Origin of the sequence: Enterobacter sp. WCHEn045836 (assembly GCF_003965585.1) — a bacterium.
In the GTDB taxonomy this organism is placed as follows: domain Bacteria; phylum Pseudomonadota; class Gammaproteobacteria; order Enterobacterales; family Enterobacteriaceae; genus Enterobacter; species Enterobacter dissolvens.
In genome coordinates, this window is record NZ_RXPT01000009.1 from 106,254 (window position 1) to 132,748 (window position 26,495).

Genomic DNA, 26,495 nt, shown 5'->3' on the forward strand with positions numbered 1-26,495 from the left:
TGGTGTAGCCGCCACCGGGCTTTAATGTCAACTTACTGCCCCTCCGGTTACCAGAGAGAGAATAAATAACAGCAACAGCACCGCGACGATCAATCCGAATGCAAGTAGCACAGCATGGAACGTTAGCGTTAGCCCTGAGAAAAGAAGCGCCCCGCAGATCCCCCAACGGCTCTCCTTGCACATCCCTCCGATGAACGAAAGTCCCAGTGCCACAACAGCAAGAATAATCCCGGCGTTAAGAAGAATGCGGTCGATATCAACCGTCGTTTTTTCGGTTCGGGCGGCAGGACGCTCCCCCTTTAGCCCCGCAATTATCCCTTGTTTTACAGCCGAAACCTTCTCAGCAACCATAGCTTCAAGCGCTGGCGGCTTTGGCGAAAACGGTCCGAATGAAAACTGGACAATTGAGAGAATGAGTGCAATTCCTCCCAGCAACATACCCAATGAACTGAATTTATTTCGTAATACGATTTCCATATCAACATGCCTTCGAGTAATGCCGCCGCGTGGGCTGTAGACCCGGTAAGGCGTAGCCGCCACCGGGCGATTAAGACTGAAGCATGCCGTTTTGCAGAAGAAAATTCCACCACGGAATGCCACAAACCATATGAATCAGAAACGTGCACAACGCGACAACGGTGCCGATTGCCCACCATGACTTAATGTCGTTATACCCTGCGGCGAAAATAATGGGCCCGGCTGCGCCCCCATAGTGCGTGATACACCCGCCGTAGGAATTTGAAAACAGAATCGCAAGCGCCAACAGGACAGGCGCCGTGCCGGTGACCAGACCCACGGTGGCAAAGACCGGCACCATGGCCGCCACGTAGGCCCCGCCGGAGGCAAAGAAATAGCGAACCAGTACGCTGAGAAACACGATTATCACGATGGTCATATTACCGGCGCTGAGGAAATCCAGATGCGCAGACAGGAAATCCGCCAGCCAGCGGAAAAAGCCCTCTTTGCTCAGGGTGGCGCTCAAACCAATGATGCCCCCATACCACATCAGGGTATTCCAGCCGCCTTTATTTTTCTGTACATCACTCCAGCCGATAATATTAAACAGCAGTGCCGCGCCCATCGCGATGATAGCGACGGCAGATTCATTCAGCCCGAGGTGGCGAGAAAAGACCCAACCCAATAACGCGGCGATAAAAATTACCACCAGTCCTTTCTCTTTCAGGCTCATTGCACCCAGGCTTTGCAGCCCATCTGTCGCAATCGCGACATTATCAATTTTTTTAATTTCCGGGGAAGCAACGCGGTAGCAAATATAGGGAATAATACACAGCATCAATAACCCCAGCGGGGCGCCCGCCAGCATCCAGCCGATCCAGCTAATATGAATATGGAAGATATCGGAAATTAGCTGTAGCGCTAACGCGTTTCCGGCAAAGCCCGTTAAAAACATATAGCTGGTCGTTTTAGTGACCATATAGACATTGACCATTAAATAACGCCCAGCCTTGCACGGCGTCTCTTTTGGCGTCGAGCCTAATACCGTCGCGATGCTGTTAATTATAGGAAAAACCACCCCACCTGCCCGCGCGGTATTTGAGGGCGTGGCGGGTGCCAGCACCAGGTCCAGTAAGGCGGTGACATAACCCAGTCTCAGTGTCGTGCTGCCAAATTTAAGGATAAACCAGTAGGCAAGCCGCTTCCCCAGACCGGTGGTGACAAACGCCGCGCTAAGGGTAAAGGCGCTGAACACCAGCCAGGTCGTACCTGAGGCGTATCCGCTCAGAACGTCCATGGATTTCACGGGAGAATCGGGGAATTTGGTCACGGTAAAACAGGTTAATGCGACCGCCACCAGCATGATGACGGGTTCAGGATAGGGTTTAATCACCAGCCCTACGATTGCGGAAAGATAAATGCCTGCCAGGATCCACGCCTCTTTGGTTAATCCATCAGGCGGAGGAATAAATATTGATAATAATATAATAATGGCAAGTAAGATTGTTTTTAAAACATTGGATTTAAGCATATCTCACCCATGAGAAAAGGGTCCCTGAAGAGCAGAAACCGCTCCTGCGAGCAGTCTCTGCCAGCTAAATATATTTATCAAACGAATAATAAAAAACTACACGGTGACAATCTGGATATTATCACCTCTTGTGGTTTGATATTCAGCCAGGGTGTCAAAACTGAGATAGCGATAGATATTTTCATGCGCGTCATGAAGTTTATCGGTAAAGCTAAAATACTCCTCTACGGTGGGCATTTTACCCAGGATGGCCGCAACGGTACTTAATTCAGCCGATGCCAGGAAGACTTTGGCATTTGTTCCCAGTCGATTAGGGAAATTTCGGGTGGACGTTGATACCACGTGACTCCCTTCGCGCACCCTCGCCTGGTTCCCCATACAGAGTGAACAGCCTGCGGGCTCAATTCGCGCGCCCGATTGAATAAACTGATTAAAATAGCCTTCACGAGAGAGCTGTTGGGCATCCATTTTTGTCGGCGGAGCGAGCCACAAACGCGCCTGACTTTCGCTGGCCCCGGCCATGATTGTCCCGGCCGCGCGGAAATGACCGATGTTGGTCATGCAGGAGCCAATAAAGACCTCCTCTATCGGCGTGCTGGCCACCTCAGAAAGCAAGCGGGCATCATCCGGATCGTCCGGCGCGCAGACCACCGGTTCGGTGATCTCATTGAGGTCAATCTCAATGACGGCCGCATATTCCGCGTCTGGATCGGCAGACAGCAGCGACGGGTTAGCCAGCCAGGCCTCAATTTCCGCGATACGCCGTTCAAGCGTGGCGGCGTTTTCGTACCCCTGCTGAACCATCCAGCGCAGCAAAGCCGCATTGGAGCGCAGGTATTGCGCGACCTTCTCTTCCGCCAGGCGCATCACGCAGGCGGCAGCAGACCGCTCAGCCGACGCGTCGGCCAGCTCAAACGCCTGCTCTGCACTCAATGTTTCCAGCCCCTCAATTTCGAGGATCCGGCCCGAGAACACATTGCGCTTATTCTTTTTCTCGACCGTCAGCAGCCCCTGTTTTCGGGCATACAGCGGAATAGCATGAACAAGATCGCGCAGGGTGATACCTTTTTGCATCTCACCTTTAAAGCGAACCAGCACCGATTCCGGCATATCCAGCGGCATAATGCCCGTTGCCGCGGCGAACGCCACCAGTCCGGAGCCGCCCGGGAAGGAGATCCCCAGCGGGAAACGGGTATGGGAGTCAGCACCGGTGCCCACCGTATCCGGCAGCAGCATGCGATTTAGCCAGGAGTGGATAATGCCGTCGCCCGGTTTGAGCGCTACCCCGTTACGGTGGGTGATAAACTGCGGCAGCGTTTCATGCAGTCGAACATCCACCGGCTTTGGATACGCAGAGGTGTGGCAAAAAGACTGCATCACCAGATCGGCTGAAAACGTCAGGCAGGCCAGGTCGGTCAGCTCATCACGCGTCATCCCGCCGGTGGTATCCTGTGAACCCACTGTCGTGATTTTCGGCTCGCAATATTGCCCGGGACGGATCCCCGCAGTGCCGCAGGCTTTACCCACCATTTTTTGTGCCAGCGTAAAACCGGCTGCGGATGGCGCTGGCGCCGCGGGCTTGCGGAAGACCTCGGAAGGCGCAAGCTTCAGCGCTTCGCGCGCTTTCGCCGTCAGGCTGCGCCCGATAATTAGCGGGATCCGCCCGCCGGCACGCACTTCATCCAGCAGCACCTCGGTTTTCAGCGTAAAGGTCGTCACCAGACGCTGGCTTTCGGTTTCACGAATTTCGCCTTTCCAGGGGTAAAGATCGATCAACATCCCGGTCGTCAGCGTGGAGACATCCATCTCTACCGGCAAGGCACCGGAATCTTCGAGCGTATTGAAAAAAATGGGGGCGATCTTACCGCCAAACACAAACCCGCCGTTGCGTTTATTCGGCACGAAAGGAATATCGTTCCCGATGTGCCATAAGATGGAGTTGGTGGCAGATTTACGTGATGAGCCGGTCCCAACAACGTCGCCGACATAGACCAGCGGCCAGCCAGCCGCTTTTAATTCTGCCAGCTGGCGCAATGGCCCGCGCGCGCCGGGCTCATCAGGCTTAACCCCTTCCCGGGTGTTACTGAGCATAGAGAGCGCATGCAGCGGAATATCCGGCCGTGACCACGCCTCCGGTGCCGGAGACAAATCGTCAGTATTGGTCTCACCAGGCACCTTAAACACCTTCAGGGTGATTTTTTCAGCCATCGCCGGGCGGCGGGTAAACCATTCGGCATTCGCCCACGCGTGAAGCACCGCTTTCGCATGGACGTTACCGGCCATCGCTTTGGCTTCAACCTGGCTGAATTTTTCAAAAATGAGGATGGTCGAAGAGAGCTGCTGTGCGGCCCGCGGCGCCAGGTCCGGATGGTCCAGAAGTGCAATCAGTGGCTGGACATTATAGCCGCCCTGCATGGTACCCAGCAGCGTGGTGGCCGTTTCGGGAGAAAGACCGTTAACACAGTATTCCTGCAAAGCCACCTTAAATAAAAACTCGGCTTTTAACTTTGCCGCAGGATCGACACCCGGTGGGACGCAGTGAGTTAATAGATTGATTAATTGCGAATGATGTGTCGGCGCATCGTGAAGTAAACGCTGGATCAGCGACGCTGTCTGTTCCGCTGTTAACGGTTTCGCCGGAATGCCCGCTTCCTGGCGGGCTTTCTGGTGCTGGGTGTAATCATCTAACATAGGTTCTCCTGTTAAAGCTAAAGTTGTTCACAAAATTCTGTTAGCCGTTCGAGTCCGTAAGGCCATTCACCGTGGCCAGATTCAGCATTAATATGTCCGGCCTCGCCAATATCGATTAACTGCCCCTTCCAACAGGCAGCCCAGAACTGCGCGCGGGAGAAGCGCATCAGAGGATCGTTTCTGCTGGCAAACATCAGGCAGGGAACCGGTAATGGCGCGGGCTGAATGGCCTCTTCAAGGCCGAAAAAAGCGGGCTCTGCCGGTGCAACCATCACCACCCCGGCGACGTTGACCTGTCGCGTTTGCAGCAGCCGACATGAGGCCAGCGCGCCAAAGCTATGCCCGACGAGGATGGCGGGCAGCGGGCACAGCGCCAGCTGCCGGGTAATGGCGGAGATCCAGTTTTCAATATCGGGCTCAAACCAGTTTTTCTGCTGAATCCGCTTCCAGAAAGGAAAACGTCGCCCCCAGCAGCTATGCCAGTGATGTTCATCGCTGTCTCTCAGACCCGGCACCAGCACAACGGTGTAGACGCTGCTGAGCTGCTGAAGGCGTTGTTCAATCATGACGTTTTCCTTTTCGATTATTCGGAGGGAAACTGCGACAATAACCATCCGACGGCGATAAGATCTGCGCTCCCACCCGGGCTCAAATTCCGGCGAATAAACTGAACGTCCATTTCGGTTAAGGCGTTAACGAGTTTCTCCGGTGTCAGATGTTCCACCGCTAAAAGTCGTCTGGAATAGCGTCTGGCATAATTCAGCCCTTCGGGTCCACCCCGTGAAACAAGATTGGTATCCGGATTCGCCGCCATCAGCCCGAGCAACATTCTCAGTAACGCCTCGTCCTCAGAAGCTCCCCGGCGCAGTGCCATTTCAAAGTGAGGAAGCCCGGCGTGGCGGACGGTGGCAAAACCGCTTTCAGCTTCCCCTCTGGCACCGGTTAAACCGTATGCCTGGAACTGCTGCTCGCCCTTCGTTTTCGCAACGCCGCGATTTTTCAGTTCCTGGTCAACGATGCCAGCGCAAATCGCCCTGCTCTCATCGCACAGGCTGCGTTGCGTGAGGCTTTCCTGCCTTTGCGTCAGACGCCCTGCCGCGGCACACAACAGCCCCAGAGAGAAGATGCCGCCTTTATGGGTATTCACCCCGCCGGTGGCGTTAAACATCGCCTGTTCGCAGGCCAGACCGATCGGCCTTATTGCCCGCAGTGTTTGCGGCCCGGCAAGACGGGCCGTCTCCCTACCGACGTTAAAGAAGGTGGGGAACCACGGCGCAATGGCCGCGATACTGGCCATAAACAGCGCGTAATTCATATCGCGATGCGCACCGCTGTTTATGCGATCCACCAGGCCCGGTTTCGGGGTTAAGTATATTTCCCGGTACAGAGCCTCGACCGCCAGCGCCGCGAAGGGTTGCTGAACGGCTGGCGCATTACACCTGGCAAGCGAAGTAGTCATCGGTTAACGTCTCAATCACATGCGTAAGCTCGGTCAGGGAATGGCGTCGCATACGCGAGCAGACATGGGCAGGTTCATGACAGATAAAGCATCTGCGCATCGGTTGCTGGATGGCGCTTCTTTTCAGCAGTCCCGTTTTCGGACACAGCACGTCGATATCCCACAGACGTCCCAGCGGATGGTTATCTTCGAGATGCGCGGTGACGTGCTTGATCATCCAGGCCGGGGCCGCCACCGACCAAAGCGCTTCCGGCCCGGTGACCGGCTGCAAGGTCTGCTGGCGGCAGACCGCCCACTGATGCGTGCGGAATAGCTCACCGAGCGCCTCATTCGCAACCGCCATCACCCGTCGGGCCAGACCGGTATCCTTCACCGCACCCGGCCAGACCAGCGTGACGGAAACCACCGTATGATCCGACTGAAACAGCCACGCCTGCTGGCGGCGGGCCCGCTGTTCTCTGGCGTTCAACACCTGTTCCAGAGAGACCTTCACGTTCGAGGCTTTATCCGTCATGGGAATTACTCCTTCACCTGGTGAACCACATCAATCACGCTGCCGTCGCGGTAACGCACCACGCCCACGATCCGGTCAGTAAACGCCACAGACTTAGGTTCACCCGAGATGAGCAGCGCCTTCTGATACAGCGCTTCGATATCGACGACGGCCAGCCCGGCGTTAATCAGACGTTCGCGGATCTCGGGACGCGCCGGGTTAACGGCAATACCGTGATCGGTAACCAGAACGTCAATGCTTTCGCCCGGCGTCACCAGGGTGGTGACCTGTCTGACGACGGTAGGAATGCGGCTGCGGATCAGCGGGGCAACCACAATGGTGAGATTGGCCGCCGCCGCGACGTCGCAATGCCCACCTGACGCGCCGCGCATCACCCCGTCGGAACCGGTAAGGACATTGACGTTGAACCGGGTGTCCACCTCCAGCGCGCTGAGAATGACCACATCTACCCTGTCGCAGCAGGCGGCTTTGGCCGCCGGGTTGGCGTAGACGTTAGTGGAGATTTCAACATGGTTGGGATTGACCGCCATGGAGGCCGCCGCCGCACCGTCAAAGCTTTGCGTATCGAGGATTTTTTCAATCAACCCCTTTTGATGCAGATCGACAATGCTGCCGGTGATCCCGCCGAGCGCGAACCGGGCGACAATGTTGTGTTTGCGCATGCGGGCTTCCATAAACCGCGTACAGGCGGTAGATGCCGCACCTGAACCGGTCTGAATGGAAAAGCCGTTGCGGAAATAACCAGAGTATTCAATAACATCGGCAGCAGAACGGGCAATCATCAGTTCGCGTGGATTACTGGTCACCCTGGCGGCACCGACGCTGATTTTTGCCGGGTCGCCGACGCTCTCAATCTGCACCACATAGTCAACCCGATCCTGAACGATACTGGCAGGCAGATTAGGGAACGGCTTCAGGGTTTCGGTGAGCAGGACTACCTTTTTGGCATATTGCGCGTCAACCATGGCGTAACCCAGCGAGCCGCACTGCGAGGTACCGCCGTTGCCGCTGGCATTGCCATATTCATCGCAGCAGGAGACCGCCAGAAAAGCGATATCAATGGCAATTTCGCCCTTCTGAATCAGATTCACTCGTCCGCCGTGGGAGTGAATTTGTACGGGTTCGTCCATCAGTCCGTGTGAAATCGCATCCGCGAGTTCACCACGCATTCCGGAGGTGTAGATTTTGCCAATCACGCCATTGCGAATGTGCTCGATAAGCGGCGTATTGCATGACATTAATGAACTGGACGCGAGCGTGAGCCCTTTCAGACCGCGCTGTGCCAGCTTATCCATCACGTAGTTGATCACCTTGTCGCCTTCGCGGAACGCGTGATGGAAGGAGACGGTCATGCCGTCATGCAGATCGCAACGGTCCAGCACCTCGTCCACGCTGGCAAAAAGTTTGCGCTGATATTTTTGCTGTGTATCAGAAAGATACGGCGTCGTCGTGTTAGCGCCGCTGAAGGCGACGTATTCACGACGCGTGCCGGGAATGTGATGCAGGGTTTCAGTGAGATTTTTCATTATTCATCCTGTCGCTTACGCAAAAAAGGGGATTACTGACGAATGCCAGAGGCATTCTTGCGTTCGATAACAACCCGGGCATGGTTGATAATCGGCGCGTCGATCATTTTGCCGTTCAGCGAGATCACCCCGAGTCCGTTGCGTTCACCCTCTTCTGCGGCGGCAAGCACGCGCTGTGCGTAATCCACTTCTTCCTGTGTGGGCGCGTAGGCGTTATGAAGAATTTCAATTTGTCGCGGATTAATCAGCGATTTTCCGTTGAAGCCCATCCGGCGGATAAGATCCACTTCTTTCAGGAAACCGGCCTCGTCATTCACATCGGCGTACACCACATCGAACGCGTCGATACCGGCTCCGCGCGCGGCATGTAATACCGCGCAGCGCGCATAAAACAGCTCAGTCCCGTCGCCCCGCTCGGTTTGCATATCCATCACATAGTCAAAGGCGGCCAGCGCAATCCCCATTAAACGGTCGGACGATTTCGCAATGGCAACTGCGTTAATGACCCCCATGGCAGATTCAATCGCGGCCATTAATTTCGTGGAGCCAACAGGACGGCCGCAGCGTTCTTCAATGCGGACGATTTCACGTTCGAGCTGATAAATATCTTCCGGAGAGTCGGTTTTCGGCAGGCGAATAACATCCACCCCCGCCCTGACGGCAGCTTCAAGATCCTTTAAACCGAAAGGGGTATTTAGCGGGTTAATTCGAACAACGGTTTCAATATCGTTGTACATCGGGTGTTGCAGAGCATGAAATACCAGAAGACGGGCGCTGTCTTTTTCTTTCAGCGACACGGCATCTTCCAGGTCAAACATAATGGAGTCAGGTTTATAGATAAATGCCGTCGACAACATGGCAGCACTTGAACCGGGAATAAATAACATACTGCGGCGTAACTTTTTCATTATAACGTTTCCCATGCAATGTCTTCCCGGCCTGTCCCTCTGAGCAGTGCAGCCTGCACGCGGGCGCGGATCACGCAGTCCAGCGCGCCTTTATCATCAATAATGATCTGCCCCTGTTCGATGTTGAACGCTGAGAGCGTTTCATTCACCACCTCGGCAATTCGGTCGCCGAATTGCTTATACACTTCGCTGTGGATGACCACGTCCAGCCCGCTCTCGACGGGACTAACCTTGACCATCAGGTCGCTGGACTCCAGCGTTCCCGCCATCGCGGCTTGTACAATTTTCATATCCATTTTCCTGTGGTAATGCGCTTAAACCGCTGCCGTCAGCGGCTCGGATAAGCAAGGCTGATGCTGCACCCCGTTATTGAGAAACGCACGCGTGGTGGCTGGCACCATGCGACTGGCGGCAGCGATGTTGTTTTCTTTTAATAAACGACGAACGGCTGAAGCCGAGACCGGCACATTAAAGCCATCCGTTTTTCTTTCAATTTCGTGTACACAGATACGGGGCGCCGCGCTGGTTTCGTCTTCCAGCCAGCGATGCATTGCCCGGTTATATTCAGCGGTTAACGGACAGAAGGGTTCGGTACCCACGAAACGATGATGAATACTCAACGCCGGGGCGATGTAATTTCTGAACAGCAGGAGATCAATGGCCGCGTAGACTTTATCAATGACCTGTTTGTCTTTCAGAAAATAGCCCGGGAAGGTGGCGCGAGAAATAATATACGCAGACCCCGGATGCACCGTGACGTTAGGAATATGCCGGGAACCGTCCCTGACCATCGCGAACCGTTCTTTAAATGAAAACGCGGAGAGGTCCTCCTGAACCACGAAAACATGCAAATGGTCGCACCGGCTTGCTGCATGCTCGATCAGGTACTGATGGCCCAGGGTGAACGGATTCGCGTTCATCACAATCGCGCCAATAGTATTTCCCGGCACGAGATGGTGACGGCGAAGCTCACTGCAATAACGATGAATACCCACCGGCGTATTCTCCATTAATGCCGCACGCTTCCCGACCGTCACCAGCGGATAAAACCCACATCCGCGAAACGACTTCACGTTATCCGGACAGGTAAAGAGAAAGAGTTGATGTTCACCGTTCTGTGCCGCCTGAAGTTCGGCCTCATGGATTAGTGTCAGGATTAACGACGTGCCCCGCCAACCGGCATCCACTGCAATGCACTTCAATGTGTTACCCGCAATACCGGTGCAGGCGACAAGATGGCGTTGATAGCGGGCAACAATAAATTGCGCGATATCGTCATCAATACCTAAACCGTTGCGGGCCAGGAAAGCGGCAACCTCCTCTCTGGCCTGAGCGTTCCTGGCGTTAATAACCTCAAACTCGGGTGTTCTGACGGTGAACATCTTTTCTCTCCTGGACGTTTAGACAGCGAGCTCTTCCGGCTGCGGTTGAGCTTCCACAATGGTGTTCATCAGGCGGCCAAGGTTTTCGATCTCAACTTCAACGCGATCACCATGGTGCATAAACAGCGGCGGATTACGCTTTTTGCCGACGCCGCCTGGCGAACCGGTAATAATGACGTCGCCAGCGCTGAGGGAGGTGAACGTACTGATGTAGGCGATAAGATCCGCCACTTTGTGGATCATGCTGCCGGTGGAGTCATTCTGAACCAGCATGCCGTTCAGCCAGGTATGAATGGTCAGCGCGTGCGGATCGGGGATCTCATCTGCGGTGGTCATATAGGGGCCGAAGGCACCGGTTTGCGTCCAGTTTTTACCGGCGGTGAACCAGGCGTGCTGCCAGTCGCGAACGGAACCATCCATATAGCAGCTGTATCCCGCGACATGGCTGAGCGCGTTATTCACGTCAATCCGGCTGCCAGGTTTACCGATAATAACGGCCAGCTCGCCTTCGTAATCGAACTCGCTGGAGAGAACCGGTTTTATCACCGGCTGAGCATGCCCGGTTTGTGAATCAGGAAAGCGAATAAACAGCGTGGGGGCATTATTGGTCTCGGCAAACTCTTTTCTTTTTTCAGCGTAATTCATGCCAACGCAGAAAATTTTTCCGGGCGCTTCAATAACGGGTAAAAAGGTGATCTCTTCAGGCATAATATCCACAGGGCAATCGAGATATTGCCTGGCGACGTCAACCGCATCCCACTGAAGCAGATCTTTTAATGTCGCATAGTGATGGCCGATTTTATTACCCAAATCGATAATGCCGGATGGTGTATAAATCCCGTAGCTTTTGCGCCCCTGATGAATATAACTTGCTAATTTCATGATGATACCCGATTGCTATACATATTCGTTCTGTGTTCACGCCCTGAGGCGTGAACACCTTGTCTGATGTTTTATTCTGCTGACTGCGCGGGTACCAGCACCGGTTTATTACCGGACGCCAGATACGTTGCCACCACAACGCCAACGCCGAGTAAGGCCAGAATAAATCCTGTCATTCCCAGCCAGCCCATAGAATGGAAAACTAAACCGTTGATAAAACCAATAACCGAACCACCCATGTAGTAGAAGAATAAATAGAGCGCGACGGCCTGGCCTCTTGCATGGGTTGCATTTTTACTGACCCAGCTTAAACCGATAGAGTGGCAGCCGAAGAAACAGCCGGTAAAAATGACCGCGCCCACAATAAAGGTGACGACATTCGACGTCAGCGTCAGCAGCATGCCAAAGGCCATGACCAGGAACAGCACGCGCAAGACTTTCATTGCGCCATATTTCGCTGATAAGCGACCGGCCTGCGGAGCCGTGAAGAAGCTCAGGGCAAAGCTAAAGGAGAGCAGACCTGCATTAGCCGGTGAAATATGGAACGGTTCACCCTTAAGGAAGAAAGCCAGATAGTTATAAAGTGAGGTAAATGCGCCGAAGATAATAAAGCTGATGACAAACGCCAGCGCCAGATTTTTGTTTTTGAAATGCGATGCCGCTCCTTTCACCATTCGCATCACGTTCAGGTTCTGCGTAGGCGTGAAGTTCTTCGATTCTGGCAGCAGGAATTTCACCAGAATGGCAACCGCAATCAGGCTGACGGCAAAGCCGTAAAAGATGACATTAATGGAAACGTGATCGATAAGCTGGCTGGCAACAATACGGCCGGACATGCCGCCCATCGAGTTACCGAAGACAAAATACCCCGTGACGATCCCTGCCGCTACCGGTGCGACTTCCTCACTGATGTAGGCGGTTGCCGCCGCCGCGATACCGCTCAGCGCCAGACCAATCACCGCACGCAGCGCCACCAGCATCGCCCAGGACTCAACCAGCGGGCAGAGTAGCGTCAGGATCCCGCCCAGCAGGAGGGAGACAATGATTAACCGCTTCCTGCCATAGTGATCGGATAACGTTCCGGTAAACAGCAAGCCAATGGCCAGCAGAGCCGTTTCTGCTGACAGGATAATACTCACCTGACTGACAGGTACGTTATATTCCACAGCAAGCGTCGGCAGCAGAGGTTGAATAAAAAACAGAGAAGCAAGTTCAGCAAGCCCGGATAATGCCAGCGCCAGAATTACGCGAATATGCGCGCTGGCTTTTACCGGCTCAGATGCTTTCTGGGTATTGTTAGCATGCGTTTTCGCCATAATAACCTCAGTATTATAGTTAAGGTACAGAATCTCATTGTGTAAGGCAGATATTTTTCGGACTTTATTTAATCCACTTCAGAGAGCATTTTCTCAGATACGCAAACAACGCCTTCAAATAATTTACGTGAAGTACGAATTACCGCCGCACGGGTATTTTCGATATTATTATCTTCCCTCAATAATGACACCGATATTTTTCCACTTGGATGTTCGATATCAATAATATTGGTAAAACGATCCTTTGGTCGGTCGGCGATAATTTTCGCGGCGACGGATCCTTCAATGAGCGTCGCGGTCGAAATACCAATTGATCCGGTAATCGCCAGTGATTTATGACAGGTATGTGGCATGAAATACCGCACCTGCAGCGTTCCGCCGTTACGCGCCTTGCTGAGCAGCACCGGTTTAGGGATCACTTTATTTGACACGTCCCCTAAGCCCATCGCGGCGCCAGCCTGACGACGCACATTTTCCAGCCTGTCTTTAAAAGCCTTATCAGCGTCCAGCTCTGCGGGTGACTCCCCTCCCGTTTTCCCCAGGGCCGAGGCGTCAATCAATACCATGGGCATCGCCATATCGATACAGGTGACTTCAATTCCGTCGAATTCGTTTGTCACACTGTCCGTCGGCAGTAATTTTCCGGTTTTAGAACCGGCAGAATTCAGGAACGTTAAGCCAATGGGTGCGGCGGTACCCGGTACACCGTCAATCTGGGTTTCACCTTCATACACGACCCGGAAATCTGGCGTTTGCACTTCCGCATCCACCAGTGTCCCGGTATTAAGATTACGGATCCGCACCGTCGTCACCGGGCTTTGCGCCTTCACCAGCCCTTTTTCTATCGCAAAGGGGCCCACGGCACAGAGCATATTGCCGCAGTTAGGCGTGGTATCGACGCGACGTTCGTTGACCATCACTTGTGCGAAGAGATAATCCACATCTGCGTCCGGACTGTCAGAAGGACTGACGATGGCCACCTTACTGGTTTGCGGGCTTCCTCCGCCAATACCGTCGATTTCAAGTTCATGACCGGCGCCCATCAGGCTGAGTAAAACCGCATCACGCGCGTCGATTTCCGCAGGCAGGTCGCTGGCCAGAATGACGGGACCTTTTGATGTCCCGCCACGCATTAATACACAAGGGATTTTTAGCATGTCTTTTTCTCATTTCGCTTTTATCAGGGGCGCAATAAGGTTTTCACACTCCAGTTGATAACTCTAATGTCAAAAAAAGCGGGATTAATTCGTTTTGCACATTAATACCCTTTGCTTTAATGTGGTTTTAGAAAAGCAGAAATGGGATGCAGACATGCAACATGAATTACAGGGAATACAAGCGTTTGTAAAAATTGCAGAAATCGGATGTTTTACAAAAGCGTCGCAATTTCTTCATATTTCACAACCGGCGTTAACACGAAGAATTCAAAAGCTGGAAGAAAGTCTGGGCACCACGCTGTTTGAACGTTCGACGCGCAGCGTCAAGCTCACGACGGTGGGAAGAGAGTTTTTACCTAAGGCAAAGAATTTAATCGATTTTTATGAAAGCTCAGTCCTGAGTATTAAAGAGATGGCGACGCATCAAGCCGGGGTTATTACGGTTTCCTGTATCCCTACTGCCGCCTTCTATTTTCTGCCTTCAGTGATACGAGATTATAACAATGACTATCCAAACATCCGGATCCGCATTCTTGAGCACAGTGCCAGCGATTGTCTCGAAGCGGTTTTAAATGGCGACGCAGATTTCGGTATAAATATGATAAACATCACACATCCGAATATCGATTTTTCCCCGCTGGTGAATGAACCTTTTGTTCTGGCATGTCGCCGCGATAATGAACTGGCGAAAAAACCGCTGGTGACCTGGGACGATCTGGCTGGCATGAAGCTGATTGGGGTCAGGCGTTCCAGCGGGAACCGTTCGCTTATCGATCAGGCGTTCGAGAAAATGGCCTGGAAACCGAACTGGTTTTATGAAGTGCGTCATCTGTCAACGTCACTGGGGATGGTCGAAGCGGGTCTCGGCGTCTCTGTCGTCCCCAGCCTGGCGATGCCGACCGATGAACATCATGTTCTGGTCAGCCGTCCGCTGATTGAACCGGTCATACGCCGCACCCTGGGGCTTGTACAGCGCCGGGAAACAACCCTGAGCCCGGCGGCGGAGAAGTTCCGGGAGATGGTTTTACACCTGTGGTCCGGTGAAAACCGCAGCCCCTGGATTGGCAAGTTTACGCAGTTATAACCGCCTCATATTGGCCCAAAAGTACCGGTATTGGTGCTCCAGGTGACTCCTGTCGTTGATGACTGTGCGAAATAATGGCTCCCGAACACAACACAAAGGGAGTTCACGTGATGATATCCATTTTTCGTACGGCATTGCTGATTGGCATGATCAGTACGTTTTCCACTTACGCTACCGAACAGGAGACACTCCGGATGAATAGCAAAACAATTCGCGCGATGACGGACGCAACGGCAACGCATTCCTTATCTGCCTCTGACACTGCGTTAATCGTCGTGGATATTCAAAACGAATATTACGCATCAATCGATTTTCGCGGTCAGATGGTTATCCCGGATGGCGAGAAAGTCCTTAAGAATAGCCAAAAACTGGTCAGCTATGCCCATCATATCGGGCTGCCGGTATACTTCGTGCGTCATCTGGGGCCGAAAGATAGCCCGCTGTTCGCCGAAGGGTCAGTCTATGCGCAATTCCATAAAGATCTGCAACCTTCTGCGCAAGACACTATTATCACCAAAGCGACCCCCAGTTCTTTTGTTGGCACCGATCTGGATGCGCAATTAAAGAAAAAAGGGATTAAAACCGTGATTGTGATTGGTCTGATGACGCACATGTGCATTTCGTCTACTGCACGTGACGCCGTACCGCTGGGTTACAGCGTGATTATTCCAGAAGATGCAACAGCAACACGCGATCTGGATGACGGTCAGGGTGGCGTGGTGGATCACAAAACACTGCAACGTGCGGCATTAGCCGGTGTTGCCGATGTATTCGCTGAGATAATGACCACTGAAGACGTTATAGCACTGCCAGTCACAAAATCAGACCGGACTTGAACCCTGTCGCCAGCCAGACTTCTATACTGGCTGGCACATGGAGACTGATATGACGTTGAAAATTGGTATCGTGGTATTTGATGGCATCATCCCTTTCCATCTTTCGGTGCCCTATGCTGTATTTGAAAAAGCGCTGACGCCGGAGGGCGAGCCCCTTTGCCAGCTTGTGGTATGCGCCACCACGCCCGGCGCGCTTAAAACCAATGCCGGATTTTCTATCGTTGTCGAGCGCGGGCTTGATGAGTTGGCCGGAATGGATATGGTGATCGTCCCAAGCTGGGACAGTCCCGAGCATGCCCCGGCCCCCGATCTCCTGCAGGCCCTGCAAAAAGCACATGCCGCGGGTTCGCGTGTTGTGGGTTTGTGTATGGGCGCGTTTGTTGTTGCCGCTGCCGGGCTACTTGAAAACCGCCCTGCGACGACACACTGGCGCTGGGCATCTGACTTTCAGCGTCTCTATCCCTCTGTGCAGATGGATAAAGACGTGCTTTATATCGACAATGGTGACGTTGTCACTTCTGCGGGGACAGCGGCCAGTATCGACTGCTGTCTGCATCTGGTGCGTCAGGCCTGGGGCGCGGAAGTGGCAAACAGCGTGGCGCGGTTGCTGGTGGTACCGCCCCATCGCCAGGGTGGACAACGTCAATACGTAGAACTGCCGGTTCAGAACACGCGTCGTGGAGACAACTTTACCGACGCGCTGGCCTGGGCAACGGAAAACCTCCAGCTTGCGCTCACGCTGGACTGCGTGGCGGAAAAAGCCTGCATGAGCCGTCGCAGCTTTACCCGACGTTTTCAGCAAACCACCGGTGAGAGCTTTTCGCGCTGGTTGCTAAACCAGCGCATTATCGTTGCACAGCGCTATCTCGAAAAAACCGACCAGCCTGTGGATGACATTGCCGAGCGTGTCGGGTTTCCCTCAACAACCTCCTTGCGCCGTCACTTTCACAAACTGCTTAACACCTCGCCTTCTCGCTATCGGTGCGAGTTTCGCGGCCGATAGCGAGGCGGCTATTTTCCGTGAGTTTCAAAACCCGCCATCACCGCCGTCAACTCCGCCAGGGAAAAACCGTGCTTCGGATCGTCAACACCCAGCCCGAAGCGTTCCTGCATCAGCTGATACAGCGTCGAAGCATCGGGAAGATGGATCTGCTCCTCCACATGGCCCTTTTGCCAGTGGGTAAAGTTGAAGTTGGTCAGCGTCAGTTTGCCGCCGTCAGGCAGATGGCGACACATCAGCAGATGATGGCGGAAATGGGACTGTGGCCAGTGCGCTGACCAGAAATTCCCCATGACGTAATCACTGAAATATTGTGTCGTCAGGTCAAAGTGATACATCGACTGCCAGTGTTCGTGGTGACGGAATTGCAGTACCCAGTCGTTCCCCTCGCTCAGCAGACGATACAGACCGTGCGGCGTCTCCTGCTCTTCGTTGGCAAGCAGACGAATCGGTGCCGTCAGCGTCTGGCCGCCAAACCCAACGTCGGCAATCCAGCGTTCGCCGTTAAGTTCGACGAGCAACAGGCGATGCGTGCGCGGCGGCATTTGCGGTGGATTCGCTAATACCACACGTCCCAGCACGCTGCGCACCGTAAACCCGACTTCGCGCAACACGCGCTCAAACAAGCCATTTTGTTCAAAGCAATACCCCCCGCGACGCGCCTTCACCAGTTTGTCGACAAGGCTTTGATCGTCGAGCTGTATTTCGCGCGGCAGAACGACATCAATATTTTCAAACGGGATCGCACAGTTGTGATGTAAATGCAGCGCGCGCAAGGTGTCGATATCAACAATAGCCGGTTGTTTCCAGCCGATGCGGGCGAAATAGGCAGTCAGAAATGGGGACATGCATCAGTTTCCTTTAACAGTGATGTTCTGTTTATAAACTAATTTTACGCGTCCACTTTGATTTCCGTGCTTTTTCGCCATACTCATCGTTATTGATGAGGAGACCTTATGAGCCACTTTCGTCCTGTTGAATTACGTCATGCCAGCCGTCTATTAAACCATGGCCCCACCGTGCTTATCACCAGTCGGGATGAAACCCTGGACAGGCGTAACGTTATGGCTGCCGCGTGGTCGATGCCCGTTGAGTTTGAACCACCGCGTATCGCCATTGTGGTGGATAAAAGCACCTGGTCGCGTGAACTGATTGAACGCAGCGGGCAATTTGGCATCGTCATTCCCGGCGTGTCCGCCGCCAACTGGACTTACGCGGTGGGAAGCGTTAGCGGTCGCGACGAAGACAAATTCAACTGCTACGGCATCCCGGTGGTGAACGGTCCGGCACTCGGCCTGCCCGTCATTGAAGAGAAATGTCTGGCGTGGATGGAGTGCCGGTTATTACCCGTTACATCCGCGGCAGAAAAGTACGATACGCTGTTCGGGGAAGTGGTTTCAGCCGCTGCCGATGAACGCGCGTTTGTCGCTGGGCGCTGGCAGTTTGACGGGGATAAGCTGAATACCCTGCACCATCTGGGAGCCGGGACGTTTGTGACGAGTGGGAAAATGGTGAAGGCGCTGGATTGATAAACCCTCCCCCCATCGGGGAGAGGGTGAACGTATTACTTCGCACGCCGGGCAATAATCTCATCCGCCACATTGCGCGGTGCTTCCGCAAAATGGTGGAACTCCATCGTGTAGGTCGCGCGCCCTTGCGACATCGAGCGCAGCGTGGTGGCGTATCCAAACATCTCTGCCAGCGGCACGTCAGCACGGATAATCTGGCTGCCGTATTGCTCTTCCATGCCCTGCACCATGCCACGACGGGATGAGAGATCGCCCATGATATTACCGGCGTACTCTTCCGGCGTTTCTACTTCGACATGCATCACCGGCTCAAGGATCACCGGATCCGCTCTGCGAGCGCCCTCTTTAAACCCGAGGATCGCCGCCATGCGGAACGCCATTTCCGAGGAGTCGACGTCGTGATAGGACCCAAACGTCAGGGTCGCTTTTACATCGACAACCGGATACCCCGCCAGCACGCCGCTGTTCATGGCTTCGCGCAGCCCTTTTTCCACAGAGGGAATATACTCACGCGGCACCACGCCACCCTTTGTGGCATCTTCAAATTTGAAGCCACTGCCTGGCTCTAACGGCTCAAGGCTCAGGACCACATGCCCGTACTGCCCTTTACCGCCGGACTGCCGGACAAATTTGCCTTCGATATCTTTCACCGCTTTGCGCAGCGTCTCGCGGTAGGTCACCTGCGGACGGCCGATGTTCGCCTCAACGCCAAACTCACGCTTCATGCGATCGACGATAATCTCAAGATGTAGCTCACCCATACCGGAGATAATCGTCTGGCCGGACTCTTCATCGGTATGCAGACGGAACGACGGATCTTCCGCCGCCAGGCGTTGCAGGGCAATGCCCATCTTCTCCTGATCGCCTTTGGTCTTCGGCTCGATGGCAAGGGAGATCACCGGGTCCGGGAACTCCATTCGCTCGAGCGTGATGACCGCATTCGGATCGGTGAGCGTGTCACCGGTGGTCACATCCTTCAGACCGACACAGGCCGCAATATCACCGGCGCGCAGCTCATCCACCTCGTGACGATCGTTGGCATGCATCAGCACGATGCGTCCGATACGCTCTTTCTTGCCCTTCACCGGGTTATACACCGCGTCGCCTTTTCTCAGCACGCCAGAGTAAACGCGGATGAAGGTTAGTTGCCCGACGTACGGGTCGCTCATCAGTTTGAACGCCAGCGCAGAAAACGGTTCTTCATCACCTGGATGGCGCTCCGCATGCTGCCCTTTTTCGTCCACACCGTCGATGGCCGGTACATCCAGCGGGGATGGCATCAGCTCAATCACCGCATCGAGCATGCGCTGTACCCCTTTGTTTTTAAAGGCACTGCCGCACAGCATCGGCTGGATTTCACCGGAGATGGTCCGAATACGCAGCCCCTTAATGATCTCAGCCTCATCAAGGTCGCCCGTCTCCAGGTATTTATCCATCAGCGCGTCGCTGGCTTCTGCTGCCGCAGAGACCATTTTTTCCCGCCACTCCTGCGCGGTACTCAGCAAATCGTCCGGCACCGGCGCATAGTTAAACACCATGCCCTGCGTGGCATCATCCCACACAATGGTACGCATCTTGATGAGATCCACCACGCCGGTGAAATGCTCTTCCGCTCCCACAGGGATCACAATGGGCACCGGATTCGCCTTCAGGCGTTCCTGCATCATCCGCACGACGCGGAAGAAATCGGCACCCGGACGGTCCATTTTGTTGACGAACGCCAGGCGCGGCACATGATACTTATTCGCCTGACGCCAGACGGTCTCTGACTGCGGCTGCACGCCACCCACGGAGTCGTACACCATGACGGCACCGTCCAGCACGCGCATGGAGCGTTCCACCTCAATGGTGAAATCCACGTGCCCCGGGGTGTCGATGATGTTGATCCGGTGCGGTTCAAACCCTCTGTCCATACCCGGCCAGAAGCAGCTGACGGCCGCGGAAGTAATGGTGATCCCGCGCTCTTGCTCCTGCGCCATCCAGTCGGTTGTTGCCGCGCCATCGTGTACTTCACCCAGCTTGTGGCTCATCCCGGTGTAAAACAGGATGCGTTCGGTGGTTGTCGTTTTACCGGCATCGATATGCGCGGAAATACCGATGTTGCGATAACGTTCGAGAGGGATGGGTCGGGGCATAATATTTCCTTAAGTCTGTAAGACTGAGTTGTGACGACCAGGATGGTCGCCAGTGTGTTCGTTTGCTATAATAGTCCTATTGTACGAGTATTATCGAACTATTTTTTCACGGTTGACCTATTGTTGATATAGCTCAATCTGAACGTTGACGCAGGAAAACGATGATCCCAAACCACCCTGAACCTGAACAAATACTGCTGGAAAATGTGCTGTTTGCCCTCGGCAACCCGCTCCGGCTGTCGATTATCCGCAGACTGGCCGATGGCAGCGAACTCAGCTGTAACGCGCTGCGCCCGGACGATGTGGTGAAATCGACAATGACCCACCACTGGCGCGTGCTGCGCGACAGCGGCGTTATCTGGCAACGCCCGCAGGGGCGGGAGAATATGATTTCATTGCGAAGAGACGATCTGGATACCCGTTTTCCAGGGCTGATGGCAATTTTGCTGCGGGCTGAGTAGCCCTGCGGTTACATTAATATCCGTGGCAACGCTACGCTTTTTCCAGGCGATAGACCGGGATCTGCCGACTGGTCTTCGTCAGGGTATCAAAGACCTCAGTCTCGGAGGTGACAATTCTCATCCCTGTTTTGCGTAACCTTTGCACATCGGCCGCAATGCGCTGAATGCCAAACCAGAACAGCCCGTCAAGTGCCGTTACCGCCAGCCCGTTCTCCAGGGCTAACTTAAGGCGTTCGCGGGGGGCTTTGACCTGCTGGGCGATTTGCCGGTAAGGCACTTCGCTCCCACCCTCGCTATCAGTTCGCTGGATACGCGTCTTCAGGTGATAACTAAATTCGTCAGGGATCCCGTCCAGATTCATTTTAAGGCTATACACGCAGCCGAACCGCTTGCCATTGAACAGCACATTTTTCTGACTGAGTTGAAGTTCATTCCTGATGCCGTCAATCAACTGCGGGGCACGGGTGAGGAGTAGCCTGAAGGGCAGCTCGAAGCTGGTGACGTAATCCACATTAAGCAACGCCAGACGCAGCCGCTCCTCTGCACCAGACTGTTGCTCACGACACTCTTCCATCACCTCTGCCCACTGGCGCGTCAAACGCTCCGGCTCGGCAGCCTCGGTAAAGAGATATTTTTCAATCTGATAATCAACTCTTCCGGTCATCGTGTGGTATCCCGTCGCTGTGGATGCGGTAATTCTATCCAGCACGGTGATATTTATAAAGGACTGAACCGCAACGGCGTGATGAAAATGTCGTTGCGATTCAGTCTCCTGACATTTCCGATCAGTGCGCCATCAACCAGCCCATCAGAATCGTGGCGAAAATCACTGTCGATGCGCCGCCAATACGGGTCGCAATCTGGGCAAACGGCATCAGCGACATGCGGTTCGACGCAGACAGAATCGCCACGTCCCCTGTCCCGCCCAGCCCGCTATGACAGCAGGTGACAATGGCCGCTTCCACCGGATACATATTCAGGCGCGACGCAATAAAATAGCCGCTCAGCGCCATTGCCATCACGATCGAACCACACACCACCACGTATCCCACGGAGAAGACCGCCACGACGCTCTCCAGCGGCACGTACAGCATACCAAGGCCAATCATCAATGGCCAGACCAACGCAGCGGAGACAAATTTATAGCAACTGTGCGCCCCCTGCTCCATGGAGGCCGGGATCACCCTGAAGTATTTACACAGCACGGCGATGAGGATCATCAGCACCGGGCCGGGAATATGCACCAGCTTCTCAAACAGTCCGCCAACGATGAAAAACGCACACACCATCAGCAGCCCGCCACCCATCAGCTGGAAATCGGTTTGCTGTACGCTCTGGGCGCTGGCAAACAGGCTATTGTCATCTTTGCTGCGGGTTAACATGCCATTTCCCGACAGCGCAGGACGTTTTGTTCCGAGGCGTGCCAGCGTACCCGCACAGATAATCGCGAAGATATTCCCCACTACGGCGGCGGGTGCCAGCTGCGCCACATAGACGTCAGGTGTCTGGCCCAGTATGGCCGAATAGGCCAGCGACAGCGGTAAAATACCTTCGCCAATCCCGCCGCCGATAATCGGCACGATGATGAAAAAGAAGGTGTGGTACGGCGTATAGCCAAACAGCGAGCCGACAATTAACCCGCTCAGCACAGCCATCAGGGTGCCTACCACCAGTGGAACGAACATGCGGATCATCCCCTGGATCAGCAGCACGCGGTTCATCCCCAAAATGCTCCCCACTACCAGACAGGCGATGACGAAATAGAGCAAGTTGGCCTCTTTCATCAACAGGTGAACCGTATCCAGGGTGTGTTTCTCGAATACGCCAAAGTAGACCAGCACCGAAGGCAGCATCAGGCACAATATTGCCGGGCCACCAATATCTTTCAGCACCGGGATCTGTCGGCCAATTTTGGCAAAGGCAAAACCGAGCGTCATGATCACCGCGAGTCCACCGATCATGTTTTTCGGCAGGAGCCCCGCCCACGCGGAGGTGGCCACAATGACCGCGATCCCGACAAACAGCATCAACGGGACCGCGCCGACTTCCGCATTGCTCAACCCAAAAGCAACACGTGAAGCGACTGGAGATGTGGTTACAGAATTATCTTTCATATAATCACCGGATTAGTAGGTTCGGATATAAATAAACATGAAAAAATCGTAATTAGCCTGTATTTAATAAAGCTCTAATATTTAATAATATTCAAACAGCCATTTATAAAAATGGTTCATCGAGAAATTAGCATGGCGATTTCGCCGGAAATGTGAACGGCACGAGAATTTCTTTTTAAATAACTTAATTCATCTTTTCGTAACTAAAGTTTTTAATCGCCACATCGGTGTTTTGAAATTAATTAAACCAGAAAGACTGTGAGCGTTATCACTACGCCTATGATTCTTAACCGCTAGATTAGCGCGAAACGACAGACATAAATAAACCTGCGCCTGCAACTGAACCTTATCCGATTATTGAAATTCAGGAGTCATTCATGCCTCGCAAAGAAGTACTGTATACCCCTTATAGCGGCGCTGTGTTACTGGAAAACCCGTTATTAAATAAAGGACTCGCATTTATTAAAGAAGAACGCGATAACTTTAATCTGCACGGTTTGTTGCCACACAACGTTGAAAGTATCGAGGAGCAAACCGAACGCGCCTGGGTACAATTCTGTCATTTTAAAAGCGATATTTCCCGCCACGTTTATCTGCGAAATATACAGGATACTAATGAGACTCTGTTTTACAACCTGCTGCGTTCGCACCTGAAAGAGACGTTACCCATTATCTATACTCCAACGGTAGGTGAAGCCTGCGAACACTTCTCGACAATTTATCGCCGCGCGCGGGGGCTCTTTATTTCATGGCCCAATCGTCATCGTATTGATGAGATGCTGCAGAGTTTCTCACGCAATGATATTCGCGTCATCGTTGTGACCGACGGGGAGCGCATTCTGGGACTCGGCGATCAGGGGATCGGCGGGATGGGAATACCCATTGGAAAACTCTCGTTATATACCGCCTGCGGTGGGATCCACCCGGCGTCTACCCTGCCGATTATGCTGGATGTCGGTACCAATAATCAGCAGCATCTGGACGATCCGATGTATATGGGCTGGCGTCATCCACGCATCAGCGACGATCAGTACGCCGAGTTTATGGACATGTTTATCAGTACCGTGAAGCAGCGCTGGCCCAATGTATTGCTGCAGTTTGAGGATTTCGCGCAGAAAAACGCGACCAGACTGCTGCAGCGCTACCGCAACCAGCTGTGCTGTTTCAACGACGATATCCAGGGTACCGCCGCCGTGACCGCGGGCACGCTGATTGCTTCCGCCCATGCTGCCGGGACCCGTGTTCGCGATCAGCGCGTGGTCTTCCTGGGGAGCGGATCCGCCGGTTGCGGCATCGCCGAAAAAATCGTTGCGCTGATGGTGGATGACGGGCTAACCGAAGCCGAAGCCCGCCGTCGGGTCTTTATGGTCGATCGCTTTGGCCTGCTGACTGACGATATGACCAACCTCCTCGACTTCCAGAAAAATCTGCTCACGGCGCGCGAGGCGATCCGCGACTGGCAGGTTGAGTCGACCAATATTTCGCTGCTGGACGTGGTTAAAAACGCGCATCCGACGGTCATGATTGGGGTCTCAGGCCAGCCGGGCCTCTTCAGCGAAGAGATTGTAAAAGAGATGCATCGCCACTGCCCGCGTCCGGTGATTATGCCGCTTTCTAACCCCACATCACGTGCGGAGGCGCAACCGCAGGATCTCATTGCCTGGACACAGGGCGCCGCACTCGTCGCCACCGGCAGCCCGTTTGCTCCGGTGTTCTGGCAGGACGAACAGTACGATATTGCCCAGTGTAATAATGCCTATGTATTCCCCGGGCTGGGGCTGGGTATTCTGGCCTGCCATGCACGCCGGGTCACCGAGGAGATGCTGATGGCGGCAAGCCGCAGCCTGGCCGCACAGTCGCCGCTGGTGACGACTGAAAAAGGTGGGTTATTGCCGCCGGTGGATCACATAGAAACGGTGTCACGCCATATCGCGTTTGCCGTCGCCAGAGCGGCCATTGAGCAAGGTGTTGCGCCAGCCATGGAGGATGAGATGTTGCTGGCGCGGATTGAAGAGACCTGGTGGCAAGCGGATTATGCGCCGTACCGCCGGGCCGCGCTGTAGCCGTCAGCCTGCCCTCACGTTACGGTGAGGGCAGACTTTAGTGCTGAATGCCTGACTGTTCAGGCATGTCGCCTGTAGATACAGTTCTGTTGGAAATGACCACGCTTTTTTTGCGCGCATATCTGTCCGGCTGGCCTTCAGGTCGGGTTTTGAAGCGTCGGTGCAACCACATATACTGCTCCGGCGCCATCAGCACCGCGCGCTCAATCGCCCTGTTCATTTGCGTGGCTACCAACGCTTTATCACCGCCCTGCAGCGTTTCGCCGATATCGTCAAGAATAATCAGTTCATAACCGCTGCCGTCTGCCTTTCTGCGTGGAACGAACGGGATCACCGCCGGCCTGGCGCTCTTCACCAGCATGTAACTTCCGGCAGTTGTCGCGGCGTCAGGAACCGCAAAGAACGGCACAAACACGCTGTTAGTTTTGCCGTAGTCGTGATCCGGGGCGTACCACAGAATTTCATTCTGCTTGAGGGCGCGGATCATCCCCTTCAGGTCATAGCGATCCAGCATGGTTTTATTTGAGCGCAGACGGCCGCGCGTCTGCAGCCAGTCCAGCAGCGCATTATTGTTAGGGCGATAAACCCCGACACCCGGGTTGAGCATGCCAAATATTCTGGCACCCAGTTCCAGGGTAAGAAAATGCATACCGATAAGCACTACGCCATTTCCACGCGCCCGCGCCTCTTCCATATGCTCATACCCACTGACGCTAAAGCATTTGCGTACCCGCCAGTCTGGCCAGAACCAGGCCATCCCGGTTTCGATAACGCCCATACCAACCGATTCAAAATTACGCTGCAGTAAATGTTCGCGTTCAGCCTTTTTCATATCGGGAAAACAGAGCTCAAGGTTGCGGCGAGCGATGTCTACACGACGCGGTAGCAAACGCATGGCCAGACGCCCAAGGCCGTGTCCGATTCTCAATAAAAGGGGATACGGGAGCTGCACAATGCACCAGAGCGCTGCAATGCCTGTCCAGCTGAGCCAGTAACGAGGATGAAAAAAGGCGAGTGAAAACTGAGGTAATTTTGTCATCAGAAAATTATCCTGTACTTAATTTAACGCAACTGCTGTGCTTACCAGATGATTTCGTGAAAGTTTTAGGGAAGCAAAGTGTAACGGAAGTGTCACAGGATCGTATTGTCGATTTTTGCGAAAGGTCGCGAGAGGCGTAAATGCCGGGTAAGCAAAGCGGCTTCCCGGCTAAAATCTTACATTGAATAACCCGGCTTTTTAATCAGCGTATCCATCTGCGGGCCAATTTCGGTATCCCAGACCTGCGCTTTCCAGTCCTCAGGATTAACCTGGCTCAACGCGATCGACACTGAACTGTCTTTGCTGTTGAAATGACGAATTATCACCTCAGCAATATCCGCCGCCAGTGCGTTTTTTTGTTCGTCGTTCATATCCCGGGGAAAACTTTTGATATCTACATGTGGCATGTGCA

General features: G+C 53.9%; 25 protein-coding genes. 6 read left to right on the top strand and 19 right to left on the bottom strand.

The window, feature by feature from the left end; translation table 11 throughout:
* Positions 1 to 27: 27 nt before the first annotated feature.
* From EKN38_RS13605 to EKN38_RS13665, 13 genes are all read right to left on the bottom strand, one after another.
* Positions 28 to 477, bottom strand: coding sequence for a membrane protein (locus EKN38_RS13605; RefSeq protein WP_014832032.1), 450 nt, complete (start codon positions 475 to 477; stop codon positions 28 to 30).
* 70 nt (positions 478 to 547) lie between these two features.
* Positions 548 to 1,987 (bottom strand): anion permease, encoded by a 1,440-nt coding sequence (locus EKN38_RS13610; protein WP_014832033.1) that lies wholly within the window; start codon positions 1,985 to 1,987, stop codon positions 548 to 550.
* A 96-nt stretch (positions 1,988 to 2,083) separates the two neighbouring features.
* Positions 2,084 to 4,678, bottom strand: coding sequence for a bifunctional aconitate hydratase 2/2-methylisocitrate dehydratase (acnB, locus tag EKN38_RS13615; RefSeq protein WP_126522240.1), 2,595 nt, complete (start codon positions 4,676 to 4,678; stop codon positions 2,084 to 2,086).
* A gap of 17 nt (positions 4,679 to 4,695) precedes the next feature.
* Positions 4,696 to 5,244 carry an RBBP9/YdeN family alpha/beta hydrolase gene (locus EKN38_RS13620; protein ID WP_014832034.1) on the bottom strand — a complete coding sequence of 183 codons (549 nt, stop codon included), beginning with the start codon at positions 5,242 to 5,244 and terminating at the stop codon, positions 4,696 to 4,698.
* A 17-nt stretch (positions 5,245 to 5,261) separates the two neighbouring features.
* Complete coding sequence (citG, locus tag EKN38_RS13625) at positions 5,262 to 6,137, bottom strand: triphosphoribosyl-dephospho-CoA synthase CitG (protein ID WP_014832035.1); 876 nt, start codon at positions 6,135 to 6,137, stop codon at positions 5,262 to 5,264.
* Positions 6,112 to 6,651, bottom strand: coding sequence for a citrate lyase holo-[acyl-carrier protein] synthase (gene citX, locus EKN38_RS13630; protein ID WP_014832036.1), 540 nt, complete (start codon positions 6,649 to 6,651; stop codon positions 6,112 to 6,114). Before citX ends, citG begins: the two co-directional genes overlap by 26 nt.
* Positions 6,652 to 6,656: 5 nt before the next feature.
* Positions 6,657 to 8,177, bottom strand: coding sequence for a citrate lyase subunit alpha (citF, locus tag EKN38_RS13635; RefSeq protein ID WP_014832037.1), 1,521 nt, complete (start codon positions 8,175 to 8,177; stop codon positions 6,657 to 6,659).
* 32 nt (positions 8,178 to 8,209) lie between these two features.
* On the bottom strand, positions 8,210 to 9,085 hold the full coding sequence (citE, locus tag EKN38_RS13640; RefSeq protein ID WP_014832038.1) for a citrate (pro-3S)-lyase subunit beta: 876 nt from the start codon (positions 9,083 to 9,085) through the stop codon (positions 8,210 to 8,212).
* Positions 9,085 to 9,375, bottom strand: coding sequence for a citrate lyase acyl carrier protein (gene citD, locus EKN38_RS13645; protein ID WP_014832039.1), 291 nt, complete (start codon positions 9,373 to 9,375; stop codon positions 9,085 to 9,087). Before citD ends, citE begins: the two co-directional genes overlap by 1 nt.
* Before the next feature lie 24 nt (positions 9,376 to 9,399).
* Positions 9,400 to 10,467 carry a [citrate (pro-3S)-lyase] ligase gene (gene citC, locus EKN38_RS13650; RefSeq protein WP_014832040.1) on the bottom strand — a complete coding sequence of 356 codons (1,068 nt, stop codon included), beginning with the start codon at positions 10,465 to 10,467 and terminating at the stop codon, positions 9,400 to 9,402.
* A gap of 18 nt (positions 10,468 to 10,485) precedes the next feature.
* Positions 10,486 to 11,349, bottom strand: a complete 864-nt coding sequence (locus EKN38_RS13655) for a fumarylacetoacetate hydrolase family protein (RefSeq protein ID WP_014832041.1) — start codon at positions 11,347 to 11,349, stop codon at positions 10,486 to 10,488.
* Between the two features lie 71 nt (positions 11,350 to 11,420).
* Positions 11,421 to 12,665 carry an MFS transporter gene (locus EKN38_RS13660; protein ID WP_014832042.1) on the bottom strand — a complete coding sequence of 415 codons (1,245 nt, stop codon included), beginning with the start codon at positions 12,663 to 12,665 and terminating at the stop codon, positions 11,421 to 11,423.
* Positions 12,666 to 12,733: 68 nt separating this feature from the next.
* Positions 12,734 to 13,822 carry a 4-oxalomesaconate tautomerase gene (locus EKN38_RS13665; protein ID WP_043951632.1) on the bottom strand — a complete coding sequence of 363 codons (1,089 nt, stop codon included), beginning with the start codon at positions 13,820 to 13,822 and terminating at the stop codon, positions 12,734 to 12,736.
* Between the two features lie 154 nt (positions 13,823 to 13,976).
* Here EKN38_RS13665 and EKN38_RS13670 point away from each other — a divergent pair, with 154 nt between their 5' ends.
* The 3 genes from EKN38_RS13670 (at position 13,977) to EKN38_RS13680 (ending at position 16,745) form a co-directional block, all read left to right on the top strand.
* Positions 13,977 to 14,906 carry a LysR family transcriptional regulator gene (locus tag EKN38_RS13670; RefSeq protein WP_014832044.1) on the top strand — a complete coding sequence of 310 codons (930 nt, stop codon included), beginning with the start codon at positions 13,977 to 13,979 and terminating at the stop codon, positions 14,904 to 14,906.
* A gap of 110 nt (positions 14,907 to 15,016) precedes the next feature.
* On the top strand, positions 15,017 to 15,742 hold the full coding sequence (locus EKN38_RS13675; RefSeq protein ID WP_047361768.1) for a cysteine hydrolase family protein: 726 nt from the start codon (positions 15,017 to 15,019) through the stop codon (positions 15,740 to 15,742).
* A 49-nt stretch (positions 15,743 to 15,791) separates the two neighbouring features.
* A complete protein-coding gene (locus EKN38_RS13680; RefSeq protein ID WP_014832046.1) occupies positions 15,792 to 16,745 on the top strand; it encodes a GlxA family transcriptional regulator in 954 nt (317 codons plus the stop codon).
* A gap of 8 nt (positions 16,746 to 16,753) precedes the next feature.
* Here the strand turns inward: EKN38_RS13680 and nhoA are convergent, their stop codons facing one another.
* The gene (gene nhoA, locus EKN38_RS13685) at positions 16,754 to 17,590 is read right to left on the bottom strand and encodes an N-hydroxyarylamine O-acetyltransferase (protein ID WP_014832047.1); all 837 of its coding nucleotides are present in this window, start codon (positions 17,588 to 17,590) and stop codon (positions 16,754 to 16,756) included.
* A 108-nt stretch (positions 17,591 to 17,698) separates the two neighbouring features.
* Here nhoA and EKN38_RS13690 point away from each other — a divergent pair, with 108 nt between their 5' ends.
* A complete protein-coding gene (locus EKN38_RS13690; protein ID WP_014832048.1) occupies positions 17,699 to 18,271 on the top strand; it encodes a flavin reductase family protein in 573 nt (190 codons plus the stop codon).
* A 35-nt stretch (positions 18,272 to 18,306) separates the two neighbouring features.
* On the opposite strand, the gene fusA is transcribed toward EKN38_RS13690, so the two are convergent.
* Positions 18,307 to 20,406 carry an elongation factor G gene (gene fusA, locus EKN38_RS13695; protein ID WP_014832049.1) on the bottom strand — a complete coding sequence of 700 codons (2,100 nt, stop codon included), beginning with the start codon at positions 20,404 to 20,406 and terminating at the stop codon, positions 18,307 to 18,309.
* Between the two features lie 161 nt (positions 20,407 to 20,567).
* Between fusA and EKN38_RS13700 the strand changes: the two genes are divergently transcribed.
* A complete protein-coding gene (locus EKN38_RS13700) occupies positions 20,568 to 20,867 on the top strand; it encodes an ArsR/SmtB family transcription factor (protein WP_014832050.1) in 300 nt (99 codons plus the stop codon).
* Between the two features lie 31 nt (positions 20,868 to 20,898).
* Here EKN38_RS13700 and EKN38_RS13705 read toward each other — a convergent pair whose 3' ends face one another.
* On the bottom strand, positions 20,899 to 21,531 hold the full coding sequence (locus EKN38_RS13705) for a helix-turn-helix domain-containing protein (protein ID WP_014832051.1): 633 nt from the start codon (positions 21,529 to 21,531) through the stop codon (positions 20,899 to 20,901).
* A gap of 121 nt (positions 21,532 to 21,652) precedes the next feature.
* On the bottom strand, positions 21,653 to 22,981 hold the full coding sequence (locus EKN38_RS13710; RefSeq protein WP_043951634.1) for a 2-hydroxycarboxylate transporter family protein: 1,329 nt from the start codon (positions 22,979 to 22,981) through the stop codon (positions 21,653 to 21,655).
* Between the two features lie 377 nt (positions 22,982 to 23,358).
* On the opposite strand from EKN38_RS13710, the gene EKN38_RS13715 reads away from it, so the two are divergent.
* Entirely contained in the window at positions 23,359 to 25,044 is a 1,686-nt protein-coding gene (locus EKN38_RS13715) for an NAD-dependent malic enzyme (RefSeq protein WP_014832053.1), read from the top strand.
* A 37-nt stretch (positions 25,045 to 25,081) separates the two neighbouring features.
* Here EKN38_RS13715 and EKN38_RS13720 read toward each other — a convergent pair whose 3' ends face one another.
* Positions 25,082 to 26,083, bottom strand: a complete 1,002-nt coding sequence (locus tag EKN38_RS13720; RefSeq protein ID WP_014832054.1) for a Kdo(2)-lipid IV(A) acyltransferase — start codon at positions 26,081 to 26,083, stop codon at positions 25,082 to 25,084.
* 176 nt (positions 26,084 to 26,259) lie between these two features.
* Complete coding sequence (pptA, locus tag EKN38_RS13725; RefSeq protein WP_014832055.1) at positions 26,260 to 26,490, bottom strand: tautomerase PptA; 231 nt, start codon at positions 26,488 to 26,490, stop codon at positions 26,260 to 26,262.
* Positions 26,491 to 26,495 lie beyond the last annotated feature (5 nt).